This window comes from Achromobacter sp. UMC46, from assembly GCF_014170335.1.
Lineage (GTDB): Bacteria > Pseudomonadota > Gammaproteobacteria > Burkholderiales > Burkholderiaceae_B > Achromobacter.
In genome coordinates this window covers 1-21,302 of the sequence record NZ_LZZS01000009.1, presented here as the reverse complement: position 1 = coordinate 21,302, position 21,302 = coordinate 1, and the positions used below count along the sequence as shown (strand labels likewise).

Below are 21,302 nucleotides of genomic sequence, written 5' to 3'. Positions count from 1 at the left end.
ACATGTCCGCTTTGCTCTCCATCGAAGGCGTGTCGATGCGGTTTGGCGCCTACCAGGCGCTGGACCGGATCGACCTGGACATCCAGCAGGGGGAATTCGTGGCCCTGCTGGGTCCCAGCGGTTGCGGCAAGACCACCTTGCTGCGCTCGATCGCCGGCTTCCTGAAGCCCGAATCGGGCCGCATCCTGATCGACGGCCAGGACATCAGCCGCCTGGCCGCGCACCATCGCCCGCTGAACACGGTGTTCCAGAACTATGCGCTGTTTCCGCACATGACCGTGTCGGAGAACGTGGCCTATGGCCCGCGGCGCCAGGGCGCGCCGAGGGCCGAGGCCGCCGAGCGCGCCCGCGCGGCGCTGGACATGGTCGGGCTGGCGGACTTCGGCCCGCGCTACCCCCGCGAAATGTCGGGCGGCCAGCAGCAACGCGTGGCCCTGGCGCGCGCCATCGTCAACCAGCCCAAGCTGCTGCTGCTGGACGAGCCGCTGTCCGCGCTGGACCTGAAGCTGCGCAAACGCATGCAACTGGAACTCAAGCACCTGCAGGCAAAACTTGGCATCGCCTTCATCTTCGTCACGCACGACCAGGAAGAGGCCATGACCATGGCCGACCGCGTCGTCGTCATGCACGCGGGGCGCATCGAACAGGTGGGTGCCGGCACGGACATCTACCGCCAACCGGCCACGCGCTTCGTAGCGGAGTTCATCGGCGACGCCAACTTCATGGCGTTCACGGCGGCGGAAGGCGGCATGCTGCAGCTGCAGGCGCAGGGCCTGCGCGTCCCGCTGGCCGGCAGACCCGCGCCCGCGCGTGGCGTGGCAGTGCTGCGCCCCGAAGACCTGAAGCTGCATGACGACGCGTCGGCCCATACGCTGACCGGCGCGGTCACCGACGTCATCAACGTAGGCAGCCACAGCATGATCCATGTGGACATCGGCGGCCAGACGGTCGTGGCGCGCCATGGCGGCATCGCGCCCGCCGGACTGCGGCCCGGCGCGACGGTCCACCTGGCCTTCGCGCCGGAGCACCTGCACCTGATCGGTGACCAGCCATGAACGCGCGCGCCTGGCTTTCGCCCGGCCTGCTGCTGGCCGCTCCCGTGCTGTTCTTCGCGGCCTTCTTCCTGGCGCCGCTGGCGGTGGTGGCGCTGGCCAGCATCACGGGCGGGCCGGACGGCACCACACTGACCTTGCAGGAGTATCTGCGCGTGCTGGCCGACCAGTACCACTGGGACGTGATCCTGGTGACCTTCCGGCTGGCCTTTTTCACCACGGTCGTGTGCGTGATCCTGGGCTACCCGCTGGCCTGGTATCTGTTGCGCGTGGTGCGCTGGCAGGCCTGGCGGCGCTTCTGCGTGATCCTGCTGGTGGTGCCGCTGTTCACCAGCAACATCGTGCGCGCTTTCGGCTGGATGGTGCTGCTGGGCCGCAACGGGCTCGTCAACCAGGCGCTGGTCGGCGCCGGCGCGGCCGACCGGCCGGTGCGCTTCATCGGCACCGAGCTGGGCATCCTGATCGGCATGGTCTACGTGCTGCTGCCCTTCGTGGTGCTGGCGGTGGGCAATGCGTTGGCCCGGGTCGACCCTGCCTGCGAACAAGCCTCGGCCGACTTGGGCGCCAGCCCCGCCGCGACGTTCTTCCACATCACCTGGCCGCTGACGCTGCCCGGCGTGGTGTCCGGCGCCATCATCGTCTTCACGCTGGCGGTCAGCGCCTATGTCACGCCCGCCCTGCTGTCCGGCGGACGGATCTCGGTGTTGTCCATGCTGATCTTCCAGCAATACAGCTCGGTGTTCGACTTCCATTACGGCGGCGCGCTAAGCATGGTGCTGCTGGTATTCACCTTGATCCTGGTCGCGCTGGCGAACCGCGCCGCCATCTTGCCCGGAGCCGCGCGATGATCGCCCGCAACCTGATCCGCCTGATCGCGCTGGCCGTGCTGGCGTACCTGGCCCTGCCGCTCGTGGTGATCATGGGGTCGTCGTTCACCGCCACGCCCTACCTGGCGTTCCCGCCGCAAGGCTGGACGCTGGAGTGGTACCGAACGCTGCTGGTCGAAGCCGGCTATGTGGCCGCGTTCACGACCAGCACGGTGCTGGCGCTGGCGGCGACCGTCGCCGCGGTCGTGCTGACCGTGCCTGCCGCGCTGGCGATCGCCCGCTACGAGTTTCCGGGCAAGGCCGCGCTGACCTCGGTGCTGATGTCGCCGCTGGTGCTGCCCCACATCGTGCTGGGTGCGGCGCTGCTGCAGTACGGCGCGTACTTCGGCCTGACCCGCAGTTTCCTGTCGCTGCTGATCGGGCACATCGTCATCATCGCCCCGTTCGTGCTGCGGTCCACGCTGACGCTGCTGACGCCGGAGCAGCGCGCGCTGGAGGAGGCGTCCGCGGACCTGGGCGCCAACCCCTGGACCACGTTTTTCCTGGTCGTGCTGCCGCAGATCCGGCCGGGCATCGTGACCGGTTCGATCTTCGCGTTCATCTCGTCCTGGATCAACGTGGAGCTTTCCATCTTCAACACCACGGCGGACCTGAACACTATCCCCGTGAAGCTTTTCAACTATGTGCAGTACACGATAGATCCGACCATCGCAGCCGTATCGGGCGCCACGATCGTGGTTGCGGTGATCGCCATCGTCATCCTTGATTTGACCGTTGGGCTGGACATGCTGTCCGAACGCGGCAAATAGTTTCTCGACTCCCGGTTTTCCCCCTCATCCTACTTTTGTCTGGAGCCACAGTCATGCGCAAGCAAGACGCGTTCGATGTCATCTATACCCATACCGAAGGCGAGCCCCTGTGCATCGTGCATAGCGGCATCCCCTACCCCGCCGGATCCAGCATCCTGGAAAAGCGGGCCTTCCTTGAACAGCACTACGACTGGCTGCGCCAGGCGCTGATGCGCGAGCCGCGCGGCCACAAGGACATGTTCGGCGTGTTCCTCACGCCGCCGTCCAGCCCCGAATTCGACGCCGGCCTGATCTACATCGACGGCACCGAGTATTCCCACATGTGCGGCCACGGCACGATCGCCGTCAGCATGGCGATGGTGGCCAATGGCCTGGTGCCGCGCGGCAAGGACGGCATCACCAAGATCCGCTTTGAAACCACGGCCGGCCTGGTCGTGTCGGAAGTGGCATCCGAAGGCGACAACGTGCTGTGGACACGCTTCGAAAACGTGCCGGCCTATGTGGCCGCGCAGGACATCCCGGTGGAACTGCCGGGCTACGGCAAGCTGTCCGCCGACATCGTCTGGGGCGGCAACTACTTCGGCATCGTGGACCTGTCGGGCTGCGACCTGCGGATTTCGCCGGACAACGGCACGGAACTGTCGCGCATGGGCTTGATCGTGCGCGACCAGCTGAACGCGCGCCACCGCATCCAGCACCCGACCGAGGCGCACATCAACAACCTGAACTTCATCACGTTCTGGCACCAGCCGACGATCGAAGGCGCGTTCTACAAGAACGTGCACGTCTTCAGCGCAGGCCAGCTGGACCGCTCGCCCGGCGGCACCGGCACCAGCGCCATGATGGCCATGTTCGAGGCGCGCGGGAAGATGGGCCTGAACCAGCCGATCAAATCCGAGGGCCTGCTGGGCAGCGGCACCTTCGAAGGCTGCCTGCTGGGTGAAGTGGACCTGAACGGCACGCGCGCCGTCCGTCCCACCGTCAAGGGAACCGCCAGCATCCTGGGCACCGCGCGCTGGGTGATCGACCGCAACGACCCGGTCGGCGCCGGCTTCCTGATCCGCTGAGCCATCCCCAAAAAAAGGCGCGCCCGGCATGCCTGCCGGGCGCGCCTTTTGCATGCGGAGTCAGGCTTGCGCCGCATCCTCCAGGATCATCTCCGCGCCGCGCTCGGCCACCATCATGACGGCGGCCTGCGTATTGCCGGAGACCATTTTCGGCATCACCGACGCGTCGACCACGCGCAGGCCTGTCAGTCCGTTCACCCGCAGGCGCACATCCGTCACGGCCGCCGGGTCCGAGCCCATGCGGCAGGTGCCGATCGGGTGATAGATCGTCTGTCCGTTGCGCCGCGCGAAATCCAGCCATTGCTCGTCGCTTTCCACACCGCCCCCGGGGCTGACTTCGGCGTCGATGAACGGCTGCATGGCGGGTTGCCCCACAATGCGCCGCGCCGCCTTCATGCCGCCCACCAGGCTGTCGCGGTCAATCTGCGCGGACAGGAAGTTGGGGCGGATCGACGGACCCGCCAAGGGATCCGCCGATTTGATGTGGATGCTGCCCACCGACTCCGGACGCAATTGCGCCACGCCGATCGTCATGCCGGGATGGCGGTCCAGGATGCGCTCGGCCGCGTTGGCGTAGCTGGCATGCACGAAGAAGAACTGCACATCGGGCGTGGGCAGGCCAGGCGCGCTCTTGACGAAGCCGTGGACGAGGCCCGTCCCCAACGTCAGGATGCCCTTGTGGCTCGTGTAGTAGCGCGCCACCTGTTGCGCCAGGCGCCAGCCGCGCGACATCTCGTTCAAGGTCACCGTGTTCTTCACGCGCCAATTCATGCGCGTGGCGAAGTGGTCGAGATAGTTTTCACCGACCTGCGGCTGCGCATGCACCAGCAGAATGCCGAAGGACTGCAGCCGCGCCGGATCGCCCACGCCCGATAGCTCCAGCAATTGCGGAGACTGCACCGCGCCCAGGCACACCAGGGTTTCGCGCCGCGCGCGCACCGTGTGCTCCTGGCCGTTCTGGCGGTACGCCACGCCGACGCAGCGCTTGCCCTCGAACAGCAGCCGCGTGACGTGGGCGCCGCACTCCACCTTGAGGTTCTTGCGGCCGACGGCCGGCTTCATGTACCCGTCCACCACGCTCCAGCGCCGGCCCCGATGCTGCAGCACCTGGTAATAGCCCACGCCTTCCTGGTTGCCGCTGTTGTAGTCGGCGTTAAGTGGCTGGCCGTCCTCCTGCGCGGCGCGCAGGAAGGCGTCGGACACCGGGAAGCGTTCGGCGACTTCTTCAAGATGCATCGGGCCGTTCTTGCCCCGCGCCTCGCCGCCCGGCGCGTAATGTTCGATCTTGCGGAACACCCGCTCAGCCTGGGCATGCCCCCAGCCCCTGGCGCCGGCGGCCTCCCAGCCGTCATAGTCCTGCGGCTGGCCGCGCACATAGATCATGCCGTTGATCAGGGTGGATCCGCCCACTCCCTTGCCGCGCGGCACGGCAATGATGCGCCCGTGGACGTTGTCTTCGGGTTCGGTCGCGAAGCGCCAGTTGTAGCCCGGATCGACCAGCAGCTTGGAGAAGCCCGCCGGGATCGAGATCCACATGCTGCGCGCCTCGAAGCCGGCTTCCAGCATCAAGACGCGATGCTTGCCGTCGGCGCTCAAGCGGTTGGCCAGGATGCAACCGGCCGTGCCGCCGCCGGCAATGATGAAATCGTAATCGCCCATCTTCTTGTCTACCCCTCCTGATTTCGGCCGCCCGCCTACTTCGCGGCGGCAACGCCCAGCATGTCGGCCATCAGCGCGATCTGGCACGCCAGCATCGGCGCACCGTAGTGCACTTTGCAGCCCTGTTCCTGCGCGGCCAGCAGCAACGCCGTGTCCTTGGGCTGCATGATGACTTCGCACACGAGCTGATCCGGCGTCAGGCGGCTGGCATCGAGCGGCAACGCATCGCCCTCTTTCATGCCAAGCGAGGTGCCGTTGACGACCAGGTCGTGGCCGGCGGGGTCCGGCGTGCCGACCGTGATCTTCGCCTCGGGATGCAGCGACAGGATGCGCGCCTTCAGGTCTTCGGCCTTGGCCGGCGTGCGGTTGGCGATGGTCAGCCGCGACACGCCCGCCTGGACCAGCGCAAAGCCGATGGCGTTGGCGGCGCCGCCGGCCCCCGCCAGATAGGCGCTTTTCCCTTGCACCGTCACGCCCGCGGCCAGCAGCCCACCCACGAAGCCTTCGCCGTCCAGCATGTGCGCCACCAGCCGGCCATCGGCGTCGCGGCGCACCACGTTGGCCGCGCCGATCTTGCGCGCGACGGGGGTGACTTCATCCACCAGGTCCAGAATCGCGGTCTTGTGCGGCATCGTGACGATGACGCCGCCCAGGTTCTCCAGGCGGCGCAAGCCCTCGACCACGGCGGCCAGATTGTCGGGCCGGGCATGAAATGGCACGCATACGCCATCGAAGCCGATCTTGGCGAACAGCTCGTTCATGCGGTGCGGCGTCTTCACATGATGGATCGGGTCGGCCAGGATGCCGAACAGCCGCGTGTTTCCACTGATTTCTTTCATTCTGTTCTCCGGTGCTCAGGCGTTGCCTGACGTCTTGATCAAGTCACGGGCCACATCGCCGATGCCGGCGGCGTCCAGCTTGTAGTGGGCATACAGCGTAGTGGGCGGCGCGATCAGGCTGTATTCGTCATAAATGCCGTGGCGCCGCAGGCGCGTGCCCGTGCCGGCATCCGTCAGCACTTCGGCAACCGCCGAACCCAGCCCGCCCAGCACGTTGTGTTCTTCCACGGTCATCATCAGGCGCGACTGGCCCGCGGCCGCCAGCACCGCATCGCGGTCCAGCGGCTTGATGGTCGGCATGTCGATTACGCCCACCGACAAGCCGTCCTGGCGCAATTGCTCCGCCGCGGCAAGCGCCGCGTGCAGCGTGATGCCGCAAGCGATGAGGTTCAGGTCGCTGCCCGAGGAATGCACGATGGCGCGGCCGAATTCGAACGGCGTGCCGTCTGCATAGACCTGCGGATCGCGGCCGCGCCCGATGCGGAAGTAGATCGGTTCCGGCCAATCGACCGACGCCTTGATGGCGGAGGCCAGTTGCGGGCCGTCGGCCGGCGAGACCACCGTCAGGCCGGCCAGCGCGCGCATGGTCGAGATGTCTTCGGTGGCGTGGTGCGAGGTGCCGTAGAAGCCCAGGCTGATGCCGGTATGGTGGCCGATCAGCCGGACCGGCAGCTTGGTGTATGCCACGTCCATGCGGATCTGCTCGCAACACAGCAAGCCCAGGAACGACGCGAAGGTGGCCACGAACGGCATCATGCCGGTGGTGGCCAGGCCGGCGGCGGCCGACACCATGTTCTGCTCGGAAATGCCGAACTGGACGTAGCGGTCGGGGTAGGCCTCCGCAAAGCGATTCAGCCCGTTGGAGTACTGCAGGTCGGCCGACCCGGCCACGACCGGGTGCCCGGCCTGCGCCAGTTCGATCAGCGCATCGGATAAGTAGGACAGCCCGGGGTTCACCGCGTTCAGGGCGCGGTACTGCCAGGAGTCGGGGGAAAGGACTTGTGCCTGTGCCATTCAGATCTCGCGGGAGAGGATTTCGTCGACGGCGCTTTGTGCGTCTTGCGGTGCCAGATAGCCCAGGTGCCAGCCCGGCTCGGTTTCCATATAGGACACGCCTTTGCCCTTGATGGTCTTGGCGATCACGCAAGCCGGCTTGGCGCGCGCGTCGTCCGCGCGAAGGCGCCGCAGCAGGGCCGTCAACGCGAACAAGTCGTGGCCGTCGACTTCGTGCACGTCCCAGCCGAACGCCTGCCACTTGGCGGCCAACGACTCCACGCCCATGACATCATCCACCTTGCCGTCCAGCTGGTAGCCGTTGCGGTCGACGATGGCGATCAGGCGCGACAAGCGGTTGTGCGCGGCGAACAGCGCCGCTTCCCAGACCTGCCCTTCCTGCATTTCGCCGTCGCCCAGCATCACGAAGACGTTGAAATTGCGCTGGCTCATGCGCCCGCCGACTGCCATGCCCACGCCATTGGACAGCGCGTGCCCGATGGACCCCGAGCTGAAATCCACGCCCGGCACCTTGCTCATGTCGGGGTGGTCGCCTAGCGGGCTGCCCAACCGCGTATAGCCGTCCAGCAGCGCGCGGTCGATGAAGCCGTGGTCGGCCAGCACCGGGAACAGGCCGACGGCGGCGTGGCCCTTGCCCATCAGGAAGCGGTCGCGGTCCGGCCAATGCGGCTCGCCCGGACGCAGCCGCATCACGTCGTAGTACAGCGACGCGAATATTTCCGCGCACGAGAAGACCGAGCTGTAGTGCCCGACCTTGGCGATTTCGATCAGTCTGATTGTCTCCAGCCGGATATGGCGGGCCTTTTCCCGCAGCATCCTGACCTCCCCCTCGGTGGGGGCCTCCTGGTGGTGGCGCATGGCCCGTCCTTTCTTCGTTAGGATATATGATATATAATATACCCATTGAGCTTGAATTGGCTATGGCGGGCTAGAATTCATTCCGGATTCACCCGTTCCCTTAATACAGCAAGCCCGAAACGTCATGCCCAGCCTCAAACCGGTAAAGAAAGAGAACCTCTCCGTCAGGGTCTATAACGAAATCCGCAATGCCCTGATCAACGGGCAGTACGAACCCGGAGAACGCCTGATCATCGGCGAACTGGCCCAAGAGATGGGCGTATCCATCACGCCTGTGCGCGAGGCCATCTTCCGGCTGATCAGCGAGCAGGGCCTGGAAATGCAGGCGGCCACCGCGGTCTACGTGCCCTATGTGAATTCGGAGAAACTGCGCGAGATCCAGCAGATCCGCTTCCACCTGGAAGGCATGGGCGCGGCCGAAGCCGCGCAGAACATCACGCGCAAGCAGCTGGACAACCTGATCGCCCTGCAGCGGGATTTCATTTCCTGCACGGCCACGGACCCCAAGCGCGCCAGCTACCTGAACCGCAAATTCCACTTCGCCATCCTGGAAGCCAGCAACAAGCCGATCCTGCGCACCACGGTGGAATCGTTCTGGGTCATCACCGGCCCCATCCTGAAGGTGTTCCACGTCAAGACGTCCGGCCTGGACTATTCGGAAAACGAACACCGCCACGAAGCCGTGCTGCAAGCGCTGGAAGCGCGCAATTCCGAAGCCGCGCGCAGCGCCATCCAGGCCGACCTGGTCTGGGGCGGCAAGATCATGATCGACTGGCTGGTCGAACGCGAAAAAGAGCTCGACTACCGCCCTCCCGCGACACGCAAATAGGAAAACCGCATGCTGAAGATTTTTGGCGCTCCCAGCCGCTACATTCAGGGAGCGGGCGCGCTCGACGCGTTGGGCCAGTACGCCGCCTTGTTCGGCCGCCGCGCCGCCCTGGTCATCGACCGCTACGTCCATGGCGTGCTGGGATCCCGAATCGAAGCCTTGTGCGTCGAGCACGGCGTGGCGCTTACACCCCTGATCGTCGAGGGCGACCTGACGCCCGAACTCATCGCGCAATTGCGCGCGCAGGCCTCGCAGGCCGGCATCGACATGGTGATCGCGGTGGGCGGCGGCAAATCGCTGGATGCGGGCAAGGCGGTGGCGAAGTCGGCCCACTGCCACCTGGTCACGGTGCCCACGGTGGCGTCCAACGACGCGCCCACCAGCAAGAACTACGTGCTGTACGACGAACATCACAACCTCCTGGCGGTCGAACACATGCTGTTCAACCCCACGGTGGTGCTGGTGGACACCGCCATCATCGCGACTGCGCCGGCGCACTTCTTCCGAGCGGGCCTGGGCGACGCCATCTCGAAGAAATTCGAAGCCGAGCAATGCCAACGCAACGGCGGCAAGAACATGTACGACGGCGCACCGCTGCTGTCCGCGCAACTGATCGCCGACGGCTGCCTGCGCACCCTGCTGGCCGACGGGGTGGACGCGGTGGCAGCCGCCGGCACCGGCCAGCCCACGCCGGCGTTCGAACGCGTGGTGGAAGCGATGATCCTCATGAGCGGTCTCGGTTTTGAAAGCGGCGGCCTGTCCATCGCCCACGCCCTGACGCGCGGGCTGCCCAAGATCGGCGGCGTGGCGACCGCGCTGCATGGGCTGCAAGTGGCGGTCGGGCTGCTGGTGCAGCTGGACCTGGAGCAGCGCAGCGACGGCATGCTGGCGGACTTGACGCAGTGGTACGCCCAAGTGGGCCTGCCCACCACGCTGCGCGAGCTAGGCGCCGCCGAATCCCCCAGCGACGCGGACCTGACGCTGGCGGCGGAGTTGACCCTGAAGGCCCGCCACGCCGCCAATTTCGATCGCCTGCTGGACGTCGCCACGCTTGCGGGCGCCCTGCGCCGCCACGCTTGAACACGGCCGGCGCAACCGCGCCGGCCGGCTGCCCCTTACCCGATCAGAACTTCACGTTGTCCCGGCCCTTCAGGCCGAGCTTGGCGCGCGCTTCGTCCGGCGTCGCCACTTCCAGGTTCAGCGCTTCGACGACGGTGCGGATGCGCTCGACTTGGGCGCGGTTCGATTCCGCCAATTGGCCCGGCCCGATCCACAGCGAATCTTCCAGGCCGACGCGCACGTTCGACCCCATTGCCGCGCCGATGGTAGCCAGGGGCATCTGGTTGCGGCCCGCGCCCAGGATCGACCATTCATAATCGTTGCCGAACAGCCGGTCAGCCGTGCGCTTCATGTGCATCAGGTCTTCCGGGTGCGGCCCGATGCCGCCCAGGATGCCGAACACCGATTGGATGAACGGCGGCGACTTCACCAGCCCGCGGTCCACGAAATGCGCCAGGTTGTACAGGTGGCTGATGTCGTAGCACTCGAATTCGAAGCGCGTGCCGTTGGCGTTGCCCAGCGTCAGGATGGATTCGATGTCTTGATAGGTATTGCGGAAGATCAGCGAGCGGCTGTTTTCCAGATGCTCGCGTTCCCACTCGTGCTTGAAGTCCTGGAAGCGGTCCAGCATCGGGAACAGGCCGAAGTTCATCGATCCCATGTTCAGCGAGGCCAGCTCGGGCTGGAAAGTCGTGGCCGGGCGCATGCGCTCTTCCACCGTCATGTGCGGACTGCCGCCGGTGGTGATGTTGATGATGGCGTCGGTCTCGTTCTTGATCCGTTCCAGGAACGGCTTGAACAGCGCCGGGTCTTGCGACGGCTTGCCGGTCTGGGGATCGCGCGCGTGCAGGTGCAGCACCGCCGCGCCCGCCTTGGCGGCGCCGATGGCGGCTTCCGCGATCTCGTCGGCCGTGACCGGCAAGTGCGGCGACATGCTGGGCGTATGGATGGCGCCCGTCACGGCGCAGGTGATGACGACTTTCTGTTTGGGCTTAGCCATTAGTTGTCTCCGTTCTCTTGTTTGTGGCGCATCAGGCGCATCAGTTTTTCATCGCGCCAGAAGCGGCGCTTGGCAAGGTCTTCCTGCGGCAGCAGGCCGCGGCGTTCTTCCTCCAGCGCGTCCACCAGCGCGCCGTCCCAGGCCACGCAATCGCCCTGGTCGGCGCCGATGGATTGGTACAGGCCGCCATAGCGCGCGCAGTAATCGGCAATGCCGCCCGGCGCGTTCAGGTCGATCGTTTCGAACGGCCCCATGAACGACCAGCGCAAGCCCAGGCCGTCCTTCACCGTGACGTCGATGTCTTCCGCGCTGGCGATGCCTTCCTTGGCCAGCCGGAACGCCTCGTGCAGCAAGGCGCCCTGCAGGCGGTTCAGGATGAAGCCTTCGATCTCGCGGCGCACCCGCACCGGCTTCTGGCCGATGGCCGTCATGACTTCGTTGGCGGCATCCAGCGCCTGCGGGCGCGTCCAGGGCGCGGGGCACAGCTCCACGACAGGGATCAGGTAAGGCGGATTGACCGGATGCGCGACCAGGCAGCGGTGGCGTCCGGCCAGATGCTCGGTGAACTGGCTGGCGGGGATGCTGGAGGTCGAGCTGCCGATGACCGCATCGGGGTCGGCCGCCTCGTCCAGTTCCGAGAACAGCGCGCGCTTGATCTCGACGTTTTCCGGGGAGTTCTCCTGGATGTAGCAGGCGCCCTTGACCGCGTCGGCCAGGCTGCCGGCCACATGCACGCGTTCGATGATGGCGTCGGCACCCGACAGCAGGCCTTGCGTCTCGAGTTCCCGCAGCTGCTGCAGGATCAGCGAGCGCGCCTCGGCCAGCATGGCCGCGTTGACGTCGTACAAGCGCACGTCCCAACCCTTGCGGGCGAACACGATGGCCCACCCTTGGCCGATCAGCCCGGTTCCGATGATGGCGGCGCAACGCGCCTTGCGGCCGGCGTCCATCAGTAGAGCTTCTGCGTGAAACCGTCCACCACGATGGCCTGCCCCGTGACGCTGCGGGCGGCTTCGCTGGCGTTGAACAACACCATGTTGGCGATGTCGCGCGCCGTGACCATGCGGCCCAGCACAGCCTGGTTCTCGTACTGCGCGGCGATCTCGTCCACCGGACGGCCGAGCGTGCCGGCCTTGGCCTCGATGACGGCGCGGATGCGCGGGCCTTCGACGGCGCCAGGCAGGATGGCGTTGACCCGGATGCCGTGCGGCCCCAATTCGATCGCCAGCGATTTCGTGAACCCGATCACCGCCCACTTGGATGCCGAATAGACCGACCGCCCGGCAAAGCCCAGATGGCCGGCAGCGGAAGACAGATTGATCATCACGCCCGCCTTGGATGCCTTCAACATGCCGATGGCCTGGCGCGCGCACAGGAACTGGCCGGTGATGTTCACGGCCAGCGTACGGTCCCAGTCCGCCTTGGACAGGGTCTCGACGTAGCCGGTCGGACCCGCCACGCCCGCGTTGTTGATCAGGATGTCCAGCCCGCCCAGCTTTTGCTTGACCGCGGTGAAGAGCGCGCCCACGCTGTCCTCGTCGGACACGTCCGCCACGGCCGTATGCACGCCGGGCAATTCGGCCGGCAGCGCGGCAAGGCGCGCTTCATTCACGTCGCACACGAAGACCGAGGCGCCCGCGTGGTGGAACACCTTGGCCATCTCCAGGCCCAGACCATCCGCGCCAGCGGTGATCAGGACCCGTTTTCCGGCGAAATCGACTTCCTCGAACATGCTTCTGTCTCCTGGTTCTTATGGAAAAGCGCGCATTTGATGATATAGGATATATGATTAATCCGGATAGTTTCTTGTACTTTCGGCGTCGCCGGCGACTGCCTGAAAACTACACCCGCCTGACGGAATATTGCGGTTAGTTTCACCGCTCATCGGCCGCTAAGGCTTTATTCATGCGGCTTTAGGGAATTCCCCGATTCGGCTTGCTGTGACCCCAACTAGAATCCAAGTCGGGGTTTTCGTACCTGCCCGGCACATATATCATATATTTAAAAAAGACGGACAACACCAAAAACAGTCCGCATCCCATACCGACAAAGGAGCGTAGACCGTGTTCAAGTTCAATAAGATAATTTTGGCGCTGGGCGTTTGCGGCGTCATGGCAAGCGGCACCGCAGCGGCCGACATGAAAGTGGGCGCCCTCTTCCCGTTCAGCGGCGCGCTTGCGCTCCTGGGGCAAGAGAGCTATCGCGGCCTGGAACTGGCCGTGAACGAGATCAACGCCGCGGGTGGGGTCAACGGCGAGAAGATCGAGATCGTGAAGGCGGACGCCGTGGACCCGACGCAAGCCGTGTCGGAAACCAAGCGCCTGATCTCGTCCAACGTGGTCGGCGTGTTCGGCAGCTATGCGTCAGGCATCTCGTATGCGGCCTCGCCCGTGACGGAGCTGGCCGGCGTGCCGTATTTCGAGCTGGGCGCCACCGCGCACAAGATCACCACGCGCGGCTACAAGTACCTGTTCCGCAGCAACCCCAATACGGCGCTGTACGGCGTGTCGGTCGTCAACGCGCTGCATGACACCATCGCCCCGGGCATGGGGCTGAACCCCAAGGACATCAAGATCGGCATCATCCACGAAGACGGGCCCTATGGCACCGACGTGGCGGCCACCGAGAAGAAGCGCGCCCAGGAACTGGGCTACACGGTGGCCGAAGTGCTGCCCTACTCGGCCAAGACGGTGGACTTGTCGTCCCTGATCCTGCGCCTGAAGGGCGCCAAGGTCGACGTGGTGCTGCAGACGGCCTACCAGAACGACGCCATCCTGTTCTTCAGCCAGGCGCGCGCCGCCGGCTTCAAGCCCAAGGTCGTGATCGGCGCGGGCGGCGGCTATTCGCTGGCCGATACCGCCAAGGCGGTCGGCGCCGACATGAACGGCGTGTTCGACCTGGACTTCCCCCAGTCCTCCATCAATCCGGCGGGCGCACCGGGTCTGGACAAGTTCCTGGAGGCCTACAAGGCCACCTACAAGAGCGATCCGCAATCCGGCCACAGCCTGACCAACTACGTCGGCGCCAAGGCTTTCTTTGAAGCCATCGGCAATGCCAAGTCCACGGACAAGGACAAGATCCGCGCCGCGGTCCTGGCCTACAAGAAGCCCGCCGGCCAGACGGCCAACGGCTGGGCCTTCGAGTTCGGCGAGGACGGCCAGAACAACGCCGCCACGTTCTACGTGATGCAGTGGCAGGACGGCAAGCTCGTCACCATCGCGCCCAGCAACCTCGCACTTGGCAAGCCCGTCTTCAAGAAGTAAGCGCGCGACGCCAGTGATCAGGCGCTCGGGGGCGCCTGACGTTTCCCGGGATCCACGCGCGCCGGCGCGGCCGTCTTCGACGCGGCCGTGCCGGCGCCGCATCCCGCTCTAAGAGGTTGCACCATGGATATTTTCATTCAACTGGTCATCAATGGCCTGTTGCTGGGCGGCGCGTACACCATCATCAGTCTGGGGCTGACATTGATTTTCGGCGTCGTGCGCGTCGTGAACTTCGCGCACGGCGAGTTCCTGATGATCGGCATGTACCTGGTCTATCTGATCGCCGCGCAATTCGGCGTCCATCCGTACATCGGGCTGGTTCCGGTCGCCGTCATCCTGTTCGCACTGGGCGCGCTGACGCAGAAAGGCATCATCCAGCCGCTGCTGAACGCCGACCAGCACATCCAGATCTTCGCCACGGTGGGCGTGTCCACCATCCTGCTCAATCTTGCGCTGGTGATCTTCGGCGCCAACGTCTACCGCGCGCCGGTGGAGCTGGGCACCAACGCCATCGACGTGGGCAATTATTCAATGGTGACGGGCCAGGTGATCACTTTCGTGGTGGGCATCAGCCTGGCGGTGCTGCTGCATCTGTTCATGCACCGCACCTATCTGGGGCGCGCGCTGCGCGCCGTGGCCCAGCACCGCTATGCCGCCACCCTGATGGGCGTGAACGTCAACAACGTCTACGCCATCGCCTTCGGCCTGGGCACGGCATTCGTCGGCATCGCCGCGGGCTTGCTGGCGCCGCAGTATCCGGTGTTCCCGACGGTCGGCACGTACTTCGTGCTGACCGCGTTCGTGATCGTGGTGCTGGGCGGCCTGGGCAGCCTGTACGGCGCCGTCGCCGGCTCCATGATCATCGGCATCGTGGATACGCTGGCCGGCTATTACATCGCCCCCGACCTGAAAGAGGTCGTGTATTTCGGGATCTTCCTCTTGATCCTTGTCCTGCGTCCGAACGGCCTGTTCGGCGTTGGAACAGAGTGATCAGAGCCACAAGGAGCGAGACGTGTTTCCCGACTTTCGAAGCCCAAAAGCCTACGTCAGCCTGATTCTGCTGATTGTCATGTTCATCGTGCCCGCCGTCATGGGCACGCCTTTCTGGACCAACCTGTTCGTCCTGCTGTTCGTCTTTTCATCCCTGTCCGTCGCCTGGAACATCGTGGGCGGCTACGCGGGCCAGCTGTCGCTGGGCCACGCGGTCTTCTACGGCATCGGCGGCTATACGGCCACCTTGCTGACGCAGAACTTCGGCATTTCGCCGTGGTTCGGCATGCTGGCCGGCGCCGTCATCTCGGCCGGGGTCGCCATCCTGATCAGCTACCCCACGCTGCGCCTGCGCGGCCCATTCTTCGCGCTGGCCACCATCGCCATCCTGGAAGTGGTGCGGCTGCTGGTCATCCACGAGGAAAGCTGGACGGGCGGCTCAAGCGGCATCAGCCTGCCGCTGAACATCGGCTGGGCGTGGATCGTGTTCCGAGAAAAGCTCAATTACGTGATCATCGCGTTCGGGCTCTTCCTGTTCGTGACGTGGGTGTCCTGGTATGTGCGCAAATCGCGCATCGGCCACTACCTGATCGCCATCCGCGAACGCGAGGACGCCGCGCTTGCCGTCGGCATCCCCACGGTGCGCGTGAAGATCATCGCGGCAGTGGTGTCGGCCATGCTGACCAGCATCATCGGCACGTTCCACATCACCTACCTGACCTTCGTGGACCCCAGTTCGGCGTTCTCGCTGGAGCTGTCGATCCAGGTGGCCATGTTCGCGCTGATCGGCGGCCTGGGCACCGTGGCCGGCCCGATCGCGGGCACCTTCCTGGTGCTGCCGATCGCGGAACTGGCGCGCGGCTGGCTGTCCAGCGTGGGCAACGGCATGCACGGGCTGATCTACGGCCTGATCCTGGTGGCCGTGGTGCTGACCATTCCGCGCGGCCTGGCCGGCGCGTTCGGCCCCGCGATCGAGCGCGCACTGGCCCGTTTGCCGTATCTGGGCACGCCCCGCAAGAAGCAGAAGCTGGCCGACGAGCTGCGCTTGCACAACGCCACCCGTTCCGAACAGCCGGTGCTGAAGGCCGACAAGCTGTTCAAGAGCTTCGGCGGGTTGCGCGCCACCAACGACGTGTCGCTGACGCTGAATCAGAACGAGATCCTGGGCATGATCGGGCCGAACGGCGCGGGCAAGACCACCGTGTTCAACCTGCTGTCTGGCTTCCTGTCGCCGGACAAGGGCGGCATCTCGATGCTGGACGCGGACGGCAACTGGGTCACCTGCAAGACGCCGGACGAGTACGCGCACAAGGGGCTGGGCCGCACGTTCCAGATCGCCAAGCCGTTCACCGGCCTGACCGTGCTTGAGAACATCATGCTGGGCGCGTTCATCCGCACCTCCAGCCGCGACGAAGCCGAACAGATCGCACTGAAGGTGGCCGAGCAGACGGACCTGGTCAAGTACCTGAACACCGAAGCGCGCAGCCTGACGGTGGGCGGCATGAAGCGGCTGGAGATCGCCCGTGCGCTGGCCATCAAGCCGCGCATCCTGCTGCTGGACGAAGTGATGGCCGGGCTGAATCCGACCGACATCGAGAAGTCCATCCAGATGATCCGGCGCATCCGCGACTCGGGCGTGTCCGTGCTGCTGATCGAACACATGATGCAGGCCACGATGGCCCTGTCCGACCGCATCATCGTGCTGAACGAAGGCGCGGTGCTGGTCAGCGGTTCGCCGAAGGACGTGGTCGAGAACCCGGCCGTCATCGAAGCCTATTTGGGCAAGGAGTATCAGGATGCTTAAGGTGACGAACCTGTCGTCGGGCTATGGCAAGAGCCAGGTGCTCAACGGCCTGAACTTCGAGGTCAATGCGGGCGAGATCGTCACGCTGATCGGCGCCAATGGCGCGGGCAAGACGACCACGCTGAAAACCCTGTGTGGCGTCATCCCCGCCATGCAGGGCAAAGTCGAATTCGAAGGCCACGACCTGACCAACCGCAACCCCTATGACATCGTGGACGCGGGGATCACCATGATCCCCGAAGGCCGCCAGCTGTTTCCGCACTTCACAGTGAAGGACAACCTGCTGATGGGTTCCTACAAGCGCGCGGCGCGCCCCATCGTGCAGCGCAAGCTGGAAGAGGTGCTGCGCATTTTCCCGCGGGTCAAGGAACGCCTGTCACAGTACGCCGGCTCGCTGTCCGGCGGCGAGCAGCAGATGGTGGCGATCGCGCGCGGCATGATGGCCGACCCGAAGCTGCTGGTGTTCGACGAGCCGTCGCTGGGCCTGTCGCCGCTGCTGGTGCAGCAGATGTTCGACATCATCCGCGACGTGACGTCCCACGGCGTGACGGTGCTGCTGGTGGAACAGAACGTGTTCCGCACCCTGCGGCTGGCCGACCGCGGCTACGTGCTGGAGAACGGCGCCATCGTGCGCACCGGCACGGGCGCGGAATTGCTGAGCGATCCCCATGTGAAAAAGGCCTATCTGGGCCATTGATGACCAGGACTCCATTCTTATGACCCTACGCTGCACATTCATCGACCACGGCAAGGGCGGCGCGCCCGACTGCATGCACGTCGCCCAGCGCGACATGGCCGCGCCCACCGGGCGGCAGGTGCTGATCGAGGTGGCCTACGCCGGCGTCAACCGCCCTGACGTGCTGCAACGCTCCGGTTCGTACCCGCCGCCGCCGGGGGCCTCGCCCTATTTGGGGCTGGAAGTGTCCGGCGCCATCATCGCCGTCGGCCCCGAAGTCACCGCCTGGAAGGTCGGCGACGCCGTCTGCGCGCTGACGCCGGGCGGGGGCTACGCCCAATACTGCCTGGCCGACGAACGCCATTGCCTGCCCGTGCCGCGCGGCATGGACCTGCTGTCCGCCGCCGCCATCCCCGAAAACTACTTCACGGTCTGGACCAACGTGTTCGACCGCGCGCGCCTGTCGGCCGGCGAGAAGTTCCTGGTGCATGGCGGTTCCAGCGGCATCGGCCTGACGGCGATCCAGCTGGCCCGCGCTTTCGGCGCCGAGGTCTGGACCACGGTCGGCAACCCCGCCAAAGCGGACGCCTGCCTGAAGGCCGGCGCGCATCACGCCGTGCAATACCGCGACGCGGACTTCGAAGCCGAGGTGCGCCAAGCGACCGGCGGCGCCGGCGTGGACGTGATCCTGGACATGGTGGGCGGCGCCTACATCAACAAGAACATCCGCCTGCTGGCCGTGAATGGCCGGCTGGTGCAGATCGCCTTCCTGGAAGGCAGCAAGGCCGAAATCGACGCGCTGCCCATCATGATCAAGCGGCTGCAATTCACCGGATCGACATTGCGCCCGCGCTCGGACGACGACAAGGGCGACATCGCGCGGTCGCTGGCCAGCAAGGTCGTGCCGCTGATGGAGCAGGGGCAATGCCTGCCGCTGATCCACGAGGTGTTCCCGCTGGCCGAGGCCGCCCAGGCGCATGCCTTGATGGAAAGCAGCAAACACATCGGCAAGATCATGCTGAAGGTGCAGGCATGAGCGGCCGTTTCAAGGGGCAGGTCGCGATCGTGACGGGCGCAGTGGGCGGCATCGGCTCGGCCATCGTCGAGGGCTTCCTGGCCGAAGGCGGCCGGGTCGGCCTGATCGATTTCAATTCGCAGGCGGGCCAGGCGTTCGAGAAGGAGTTGCGCAAGCACGGCCACGACGTGGCCTTCGTCCACGCCGACGTGGCGCACTACGACCAATGCCAGGCGGCCTACGACCGCATCACGTCCGAATTGGGCGCGGCCACCATCCTGGTGAACAACGTCGGCATCTCGCCCAAGACGGACGGGCGCGCGCTGAAGGTCTGGGAGATGCCGCCCGGCGAGTGGGACAACGTGGTGTCGGTGAACCTGAACAGCGTGTTCTACATGACGCATCTGGCCACGCCGCACATGGTGAAGCAGCGCCAGGGGCGCGTGATCAACATGTCGTCGGTGGCGGGCAAGGCCTACTGCGATATCGTGGCGGCGCACTATGCCGCCACCAAGGCCGGCTTGATCGGCCTGACGCGGCATTGGGCGGCCGAACTGGGCGAGTACGACGTGACGGTGAATGCGCTGGCGCCGGGGCGCATCAGCACGCCGTTGCTAAAGAGCGTGCCGAAAGCCGTCAATGACGCCGTGACACAGGTGACCGCGCTACGCCGGCTGGGCACGCCCGAGGAAGTGGCGGATGCCTGCCTGTTCTTCGCGTCCGATCAGGCCAGATTCGTCACCGGCCAGGTCTTGGACGTGGCCGGTGGATGGCTGATGACTTAGCGTCGCCGCCACGCGATGGGTTGCGCGCGTTGGATTCCGGCGTTCTGGCGCAGGAAATCGCGCGCTTCATCCATCCTACACGCCCAGGCGGTACACCACCGTATCCAGCCGGCTGACGCCGGCGCTCTGGAACTTGGGTTCCTTGTCCAGGATATCCCGGCGGTCGATGATCACCGCGGGCATGACGCCCGCGAAGATCGCCTGGACTTCGCCGTCCACCACCGAAAACGGCGGCCCCGCCATCTCTTCCTGCGGGTAGTCCAGCGTGATCAGCAGGCCCTGGCAAGCGGGCGACAACTGCCCGTAGACATGGGAGACATACTGGGCGCGCATGGGCTCGGGCAAGGCGACCAGTGCCGCGCGGTCGTAGACGCCCACGCAATGCGACAGCACTTGCGCGTCCAGCTTGAAGATGTCGCCGCAGATGATCTCGATGTTGCCCGCCACGTAATGCTTGCCGTAGACGGATTCGTGCGTGACGGGCCGAAGCTCGTTCTCTTCAAAGAACTGGTCGACCGCAAGCTGGGAGAGTTCGACTCCCAGCACGGAATGACCCTGCGCTGCCAGCCAGACCATGTCCAGCGACTTTCCGGCAAGCGGAACCAATACCCGTCCACCCTTCGGCACGGCCAGCGTGGGCCAGTACTTCTGCAAGAGCGGGGTAATCCGGGTTTGATGAAAGTGCGTGCGCCCTTCGCGCCAGCGTTCCAACCAGAATTCTGCGTCCATACTTTGTCTGCTCCTCCTGTATTTCGGTTGCAAGCTCATCGCCTCTACCGGGCCGGCCCGGGCCCGGACGCCTTTGCGCACCCAGCGTAACGGGTATCGCCCCCGGCGCGCTAGATTCCGCGCAATCCGGTGACCGGCATTGTAGTGCCGCCGAAATGGGTGACGCCGACGAGCGCGCCCGGTATGCTTTGGTGCAGCATGCCCCTTCCTCAGGAATCGATGCCCGACGCCCAGCACCTCCAGGCCCTGCTCGTCCAATGCGCGGATAAACGCGAATCCGCGCTGGCGGAGATCTATCGCCTGGCGTCCCCGCATCTGTTCGCCCTTGCCAGACGTATGTTGAGAGACCAGGCCGCTGCGGAAGATGTGCTGCAGGAGTGCTTCGTGTCGATCTGGCGCCAGGCCGGGCAATACCAGCCGGGGCAAAGCCAGCCGATGACATGGATGACGCGCATCGTCAGGAACCGGTGCATCGACCGCTTGCGGCGTCCTGCCATCGAAGTGCCGGACCCGGACGATGCGCTGACGCTGGCGATGGCCGACGACGGCCCCGGCCCGCTTGCCCGCCTGGAAGCCAGCCAGGAAGGGCGCCGGCTAGCGGATTGCATGGCCCAGTTGGAAGGGCCGCAGCGCATTGCCATCGCCATGGCGTTTTTCGACGACCTGCCACATCCCGATATCGCGGCCCGCCTGGACACGCCGCTGGGAACGATAAAGAGCTGGATACGCCGTGGCATGCAACGGCTGAAAAGGTGCTTGGAATGAACTACCGCCACCCCGAACTGCAGGATCGCCTGGCCGCCGAGTACGTGCTGGGCGGCCTGCGCGCGGGAGCCCGGCGCCGGTTCGTCCAATTGATGCGTGACGACGCCGGCCTGCGCCGGGCCGTGACCGAATGGGAAGAGCGGCTGCTGCCCCTGGCCATGGCCCTGCCACCCGAAACGCCTCCGGCGCATGTCTGGCAGGCGATTTCGGCCCGGCCAAGCCTGCGGACAGCGTGCGCCACCACGACAGGCCGCGCCAGATC

Annotated in this window: 21 protein-coding genes and 1 pseudogene; 14 read left to right on the top strand and 8 right to left on the bottom strand. The window is 65.6% G+C overall.

The window, feature by feature from the left end; genetic code table 11:
• The first annotated feature begins 2 nt into the window (after positions 1 to 2).
• From A9973_RS12320 to A9973_RS12305, 4 genes are read left to right on the top strand one after another with little or no spacing between them, the layout of a single operon-like run.
• Complete coding sequence (locus tag A9973_RS12320; RefSeq protein WP_183014059.1) at positions 3 to 1,055, top strand: ABC transporter ATP-binding protein; 1,053 nt, start codon at positions 3 to 5, stop codon at positions 1,053 to 1,055.
• The gene (locus A9973_RS12315; protein WP_183014058.1) at positions 1,052 to 1,900 is read left to right on the top strand and encodes an ABC transporter permease; all 849 of its coding nucleotides are present in this window, start codon (positions 1,052 to 1,054) and stop codon (positions 1,898 to 1,900) included. Before A9973_RS12320 ends, A9973_RS12315 begins: the two co-directional genes overlap by 4 nt.
• Positions 1,897 to 2,688 (top strand): ABC transporter permease, encoded by a 792-nt coding sequence (locus A9973_RS12310; RefSeq protein WP_183014057.1) that lies wholly within the window; start codon positions 1,897 to 1,899, stop codon positions 2,686 to 2,688. The genes A9973_RS12315 and A9973_RS12310 overlap by 4 nt, the downstream gene beginning before the upstream one ends.
• A gap of 53 nt (positions 2,689 to 2,741) precedes the next feature.
• Complete coding sequence (locus tag A9973_RS12305; RefSeq protein ID WP_183014056.1) at positions 2,742 to 3,755, top strand: proline racemase family protein; 1,014 nt, start codon at positions 2,742 to 2,744, stop codon at positions 3,753 to 3,755.
• 60 nt (positions 3,756 to 3,815) lie between these two features.
• On the opposite strand, the gene A9973_RS12300 is transcribed toward A9973_RS12305, so the two are convergent.
• The 4 genes from A9973_RS12300 to A9973_RS12285 are packed head-to-tail and all read right to left on the bottom strand — an operon-like array spanning position 3,816 to position 8,125.
• Entirely contained in the window at positions 3,816 to 5,414 is a 1,599-nt protein-coding gene (locus tag A9973_RS12300) for a GMC family oxidoreductase (protein ID WP_183014055.1), read from the bottom strand.
• Positions 5,415 to 5,449: 35 nt separating this feature from the next.
• Positions 5,450 to 6,253 (bottom strand): shikimate dehydrogenase, encoded by an 804-nt coding sequence (locus tag A9973_RS12295; protein WP_183014054.1) that lies wholly within the window; start codon positions 6,251 to 6,253, stop codon positions 5,450 to 5,452.
• A gap of 15 nt (positions 6,254 to 6,268) precedes the next feature.
• Complete coding sequence (locus A9973_RS12290; RefSeq protein ID WP_183014053.1) at positions 6,269 to 7,267, bottom strand: transketolase family protein; 999 nt, start codon at positions 7,265 to 7,267, stop codon at positions 6,269 to 6,271.
• A complete protein-coding gene (locus A9973_RS12285) occupies positions 7,268 to 8,125 on the bottom strand; it encodes a transketolase (RefSeq protein ID WP_183014052.1) in 858 nt (285 codons plus the stop codon).
• 124 nt (positions 8,126 to 8,249) lie between these two features.
• Here A9973_RS12285 and A9973_RS12280 point away from each other — a divergent pair, with 124 nt between their 5' ends.
• Together A9973_RS12280 and A9973_RS12275 are read left to right on the top strand one after the other, a co-directional pair.
• On the top strand, positions 8,250 to 8,954 hold the full coding sequence (locus tag A9973_RS12280; protein ID WP_183014051.1) for a GntR family transcriptional regulator: 705 nt from the start codon (positions 8,250 to 8,252) through the stop codon (positions 8,952 to 8,954).
• Positions 8,955 to 8,963: 9 nt separating this feature from the next.
• Positions 8,964 to 10,034 (top strand): glycerol dehydrogenase, encoded by a 1,071-nt coding sequence (locus A9973_RS12275; protein WP_183014050.1) that lies wholly within the window; start codon positions 8,964 to 8,966, stop codon positions 10,032 to 10,034.
• A gap of 43 nt (positions 10,035 to 10,077) precedes the next feature.
• Here the strand turns inward: A9973_RS12275 and A9973_RS12270 are convergent, their stop codons facing one another.
• Genes A9973_RS12270 through A9973_RS12260 form a run of 3 tightly spaced genes read right to left on the bottom strand, consistent with a single transcriptional unit; the run spans position 10,078 to position 12,745 of the window.
• Positions 10,078 to 11,013: a 3-keto-5-aminohexanoate cleavage protein gene (locus A9973_RS12270; RefSeq protein WP_183014049.1), complete on the bottom strand. Its 936-nt coding sequence runs from the start codon at positions 11,011 to 11,013 to the stop codon at positions 10,078 to 10,080.
• Positions 11,013 to 11,963 (bottom strand): 3-hydroxyacyl-CoA dehydrogenase, encoded by a 951-nt coding sequence (locus tag A9973_RS12265; protein WP_183014048.1) that lies wholly within the window; start codon positions 11,961 to 11,963, stop codon positions 11,013 to 11,015. The genes A9973_RS12270 and A9973_RS12265 overlap by 1 nt, the downstream gene beginning before the upstream one ends.
• Entirely contained in the window at positions 11,963 to 12,745 is a 783-nt protein-coding gene (locus A9973_RS12260; protein WP_183014047.1) for an SDR family oxidoreductase, read from the bottom strand. Before A9973_RS12260 ends, A9973_RS12265 begins: the two co-directional genes overlap by 1 nt.
• A 331-nt stretch (positions 12,746 to 13,076) precedes the next feature.
• Between A9973_RS12260 and A9973_RS12255 the strand changes: the two genes are divergently transcribed.
• From A9973_RS12255 to A9973_RS12230, 6 genes are all read left to right on the top strand, one after another.
• Positions 13,077 to 14,276, top strand: a complete 1,200-nt coding sequence (locus tag A9973_RS12255; protein WP_183014046.1) for an ABC transporter substrate-binding protein — start codon at positions 13,077 to 13,079, stop codon at positions 14,274 to 14,276.
• Between the two features lie 123 nt (positions 14,277 to 14,399).
• Positions 14,400 to 15,266 carry a branched-chain amino acid ABC transporter permease gene (locus A9973_RS12250; protein ID WP_183014045.1) on the top strand — a complete coding sequence of 289 codons (867 nt, stop codon included), beginning with the start codon at positions 14,400 to 14,402 and terminating at the stop codon, positions 15,264 to 15,266.
• Between the two features lie 22 nt (positions 15,267 to 15,288).
• The gene (locus tag A9973_RS12245; protein WP_183014044.1) at positions 15,289 to 17,070 is read left to right on the top strand and encodes a branched-chain amino acid ABC transporter ATP-binding protein/permease; all 1,782 of its coding nucleotides are present in this window, start codon (positions 15,289 to 15,291) and stop codon (positions 17,068 to 17,070) included.
• On the top strand, positions 17,063 to 17,767 hold the full coding sequence (locus A9973_RS12240; RefSeq protein WP_183014043.1) for an ABC transporter ATP-binding protein: 705 nt from the start codon (positions 17,063 to 17,065) through the stop codon (positions 17,765 to 17,767). Before A9973_RS12245 ends, A9973_RS12240 begins: the two co-directional genes overlap by 8 nt.
• A 19-nt stretch (positions 17,768 to 17,786) precedes the next feature.
• Positions 17,787 to 18,782: an NAD(P)H-quinone oxidoreductase gene (locus tag A9973_RS12235; protein WP_183014042.1), complete on the top strand. Its 996-nt coding sequence runs from the start codon at positions 17,787 to 17,789 to the stop codon at positions 18,780 to 18,782.
• A complete protein-coding gene (locus A9973_RS12230) occupies positions 18,779 to 19,546 on the top strand; it encodes an SDR family NAD(P)-dependent oxidoreductase (protein ID WP_183014041.1) in 768 nt (255 codons plus the stop codon). Before A9973_RS12235 ends, A9973_RS12230 begins: the two co-directional genes overlap by 4 nt.
• Before the next feature lie 75 nt (positions 19,547 to 19,621).
• Here A9973_RS12230 and A9973_RS12225 read toward each other — a convergent pair whose 3' ends face one another.
• A complete protein-coding gene (locus A9973_RS12225) occupies positions 19,622 to 20,275 on the bottom strand; it encodes a thiopurine S-methyltransferase (protein WP_183014040.1) in 654 nt (217 codons plus the stop codon).
• 198 nt (positions 20,276 to 20,473) lie between these two features.
• Here A9973_RS12225 and A9973_RS12220 point away from each other — a divergent pair, with 198 nt between their 5' ends.
• Both A9973_RS12220 and A9973_RS12215 read left to right on the top strand, forming a co-directional pair.
• On the top strand, positions 20,474 to 21,040 hold the full coding sequence (locus A9973_RS12220) for a sigma-70 family RNA polymerase sigma factor (RefSeq protein WP_255469135.1): 567 nt from the start codon (positions 20,474 to 20,476) through the stop codon (positions 21,038 to 21,040).
• Positions 21,037 to 21,302 (top strand): annotated as a pseudogene (locus A9973_RS12215) (hypothetical protein); the annotation flags it as partial. The gene A9973_RS12220 and the pseudogene A9973_RS12215, both read left to right, overlap by 4 nt.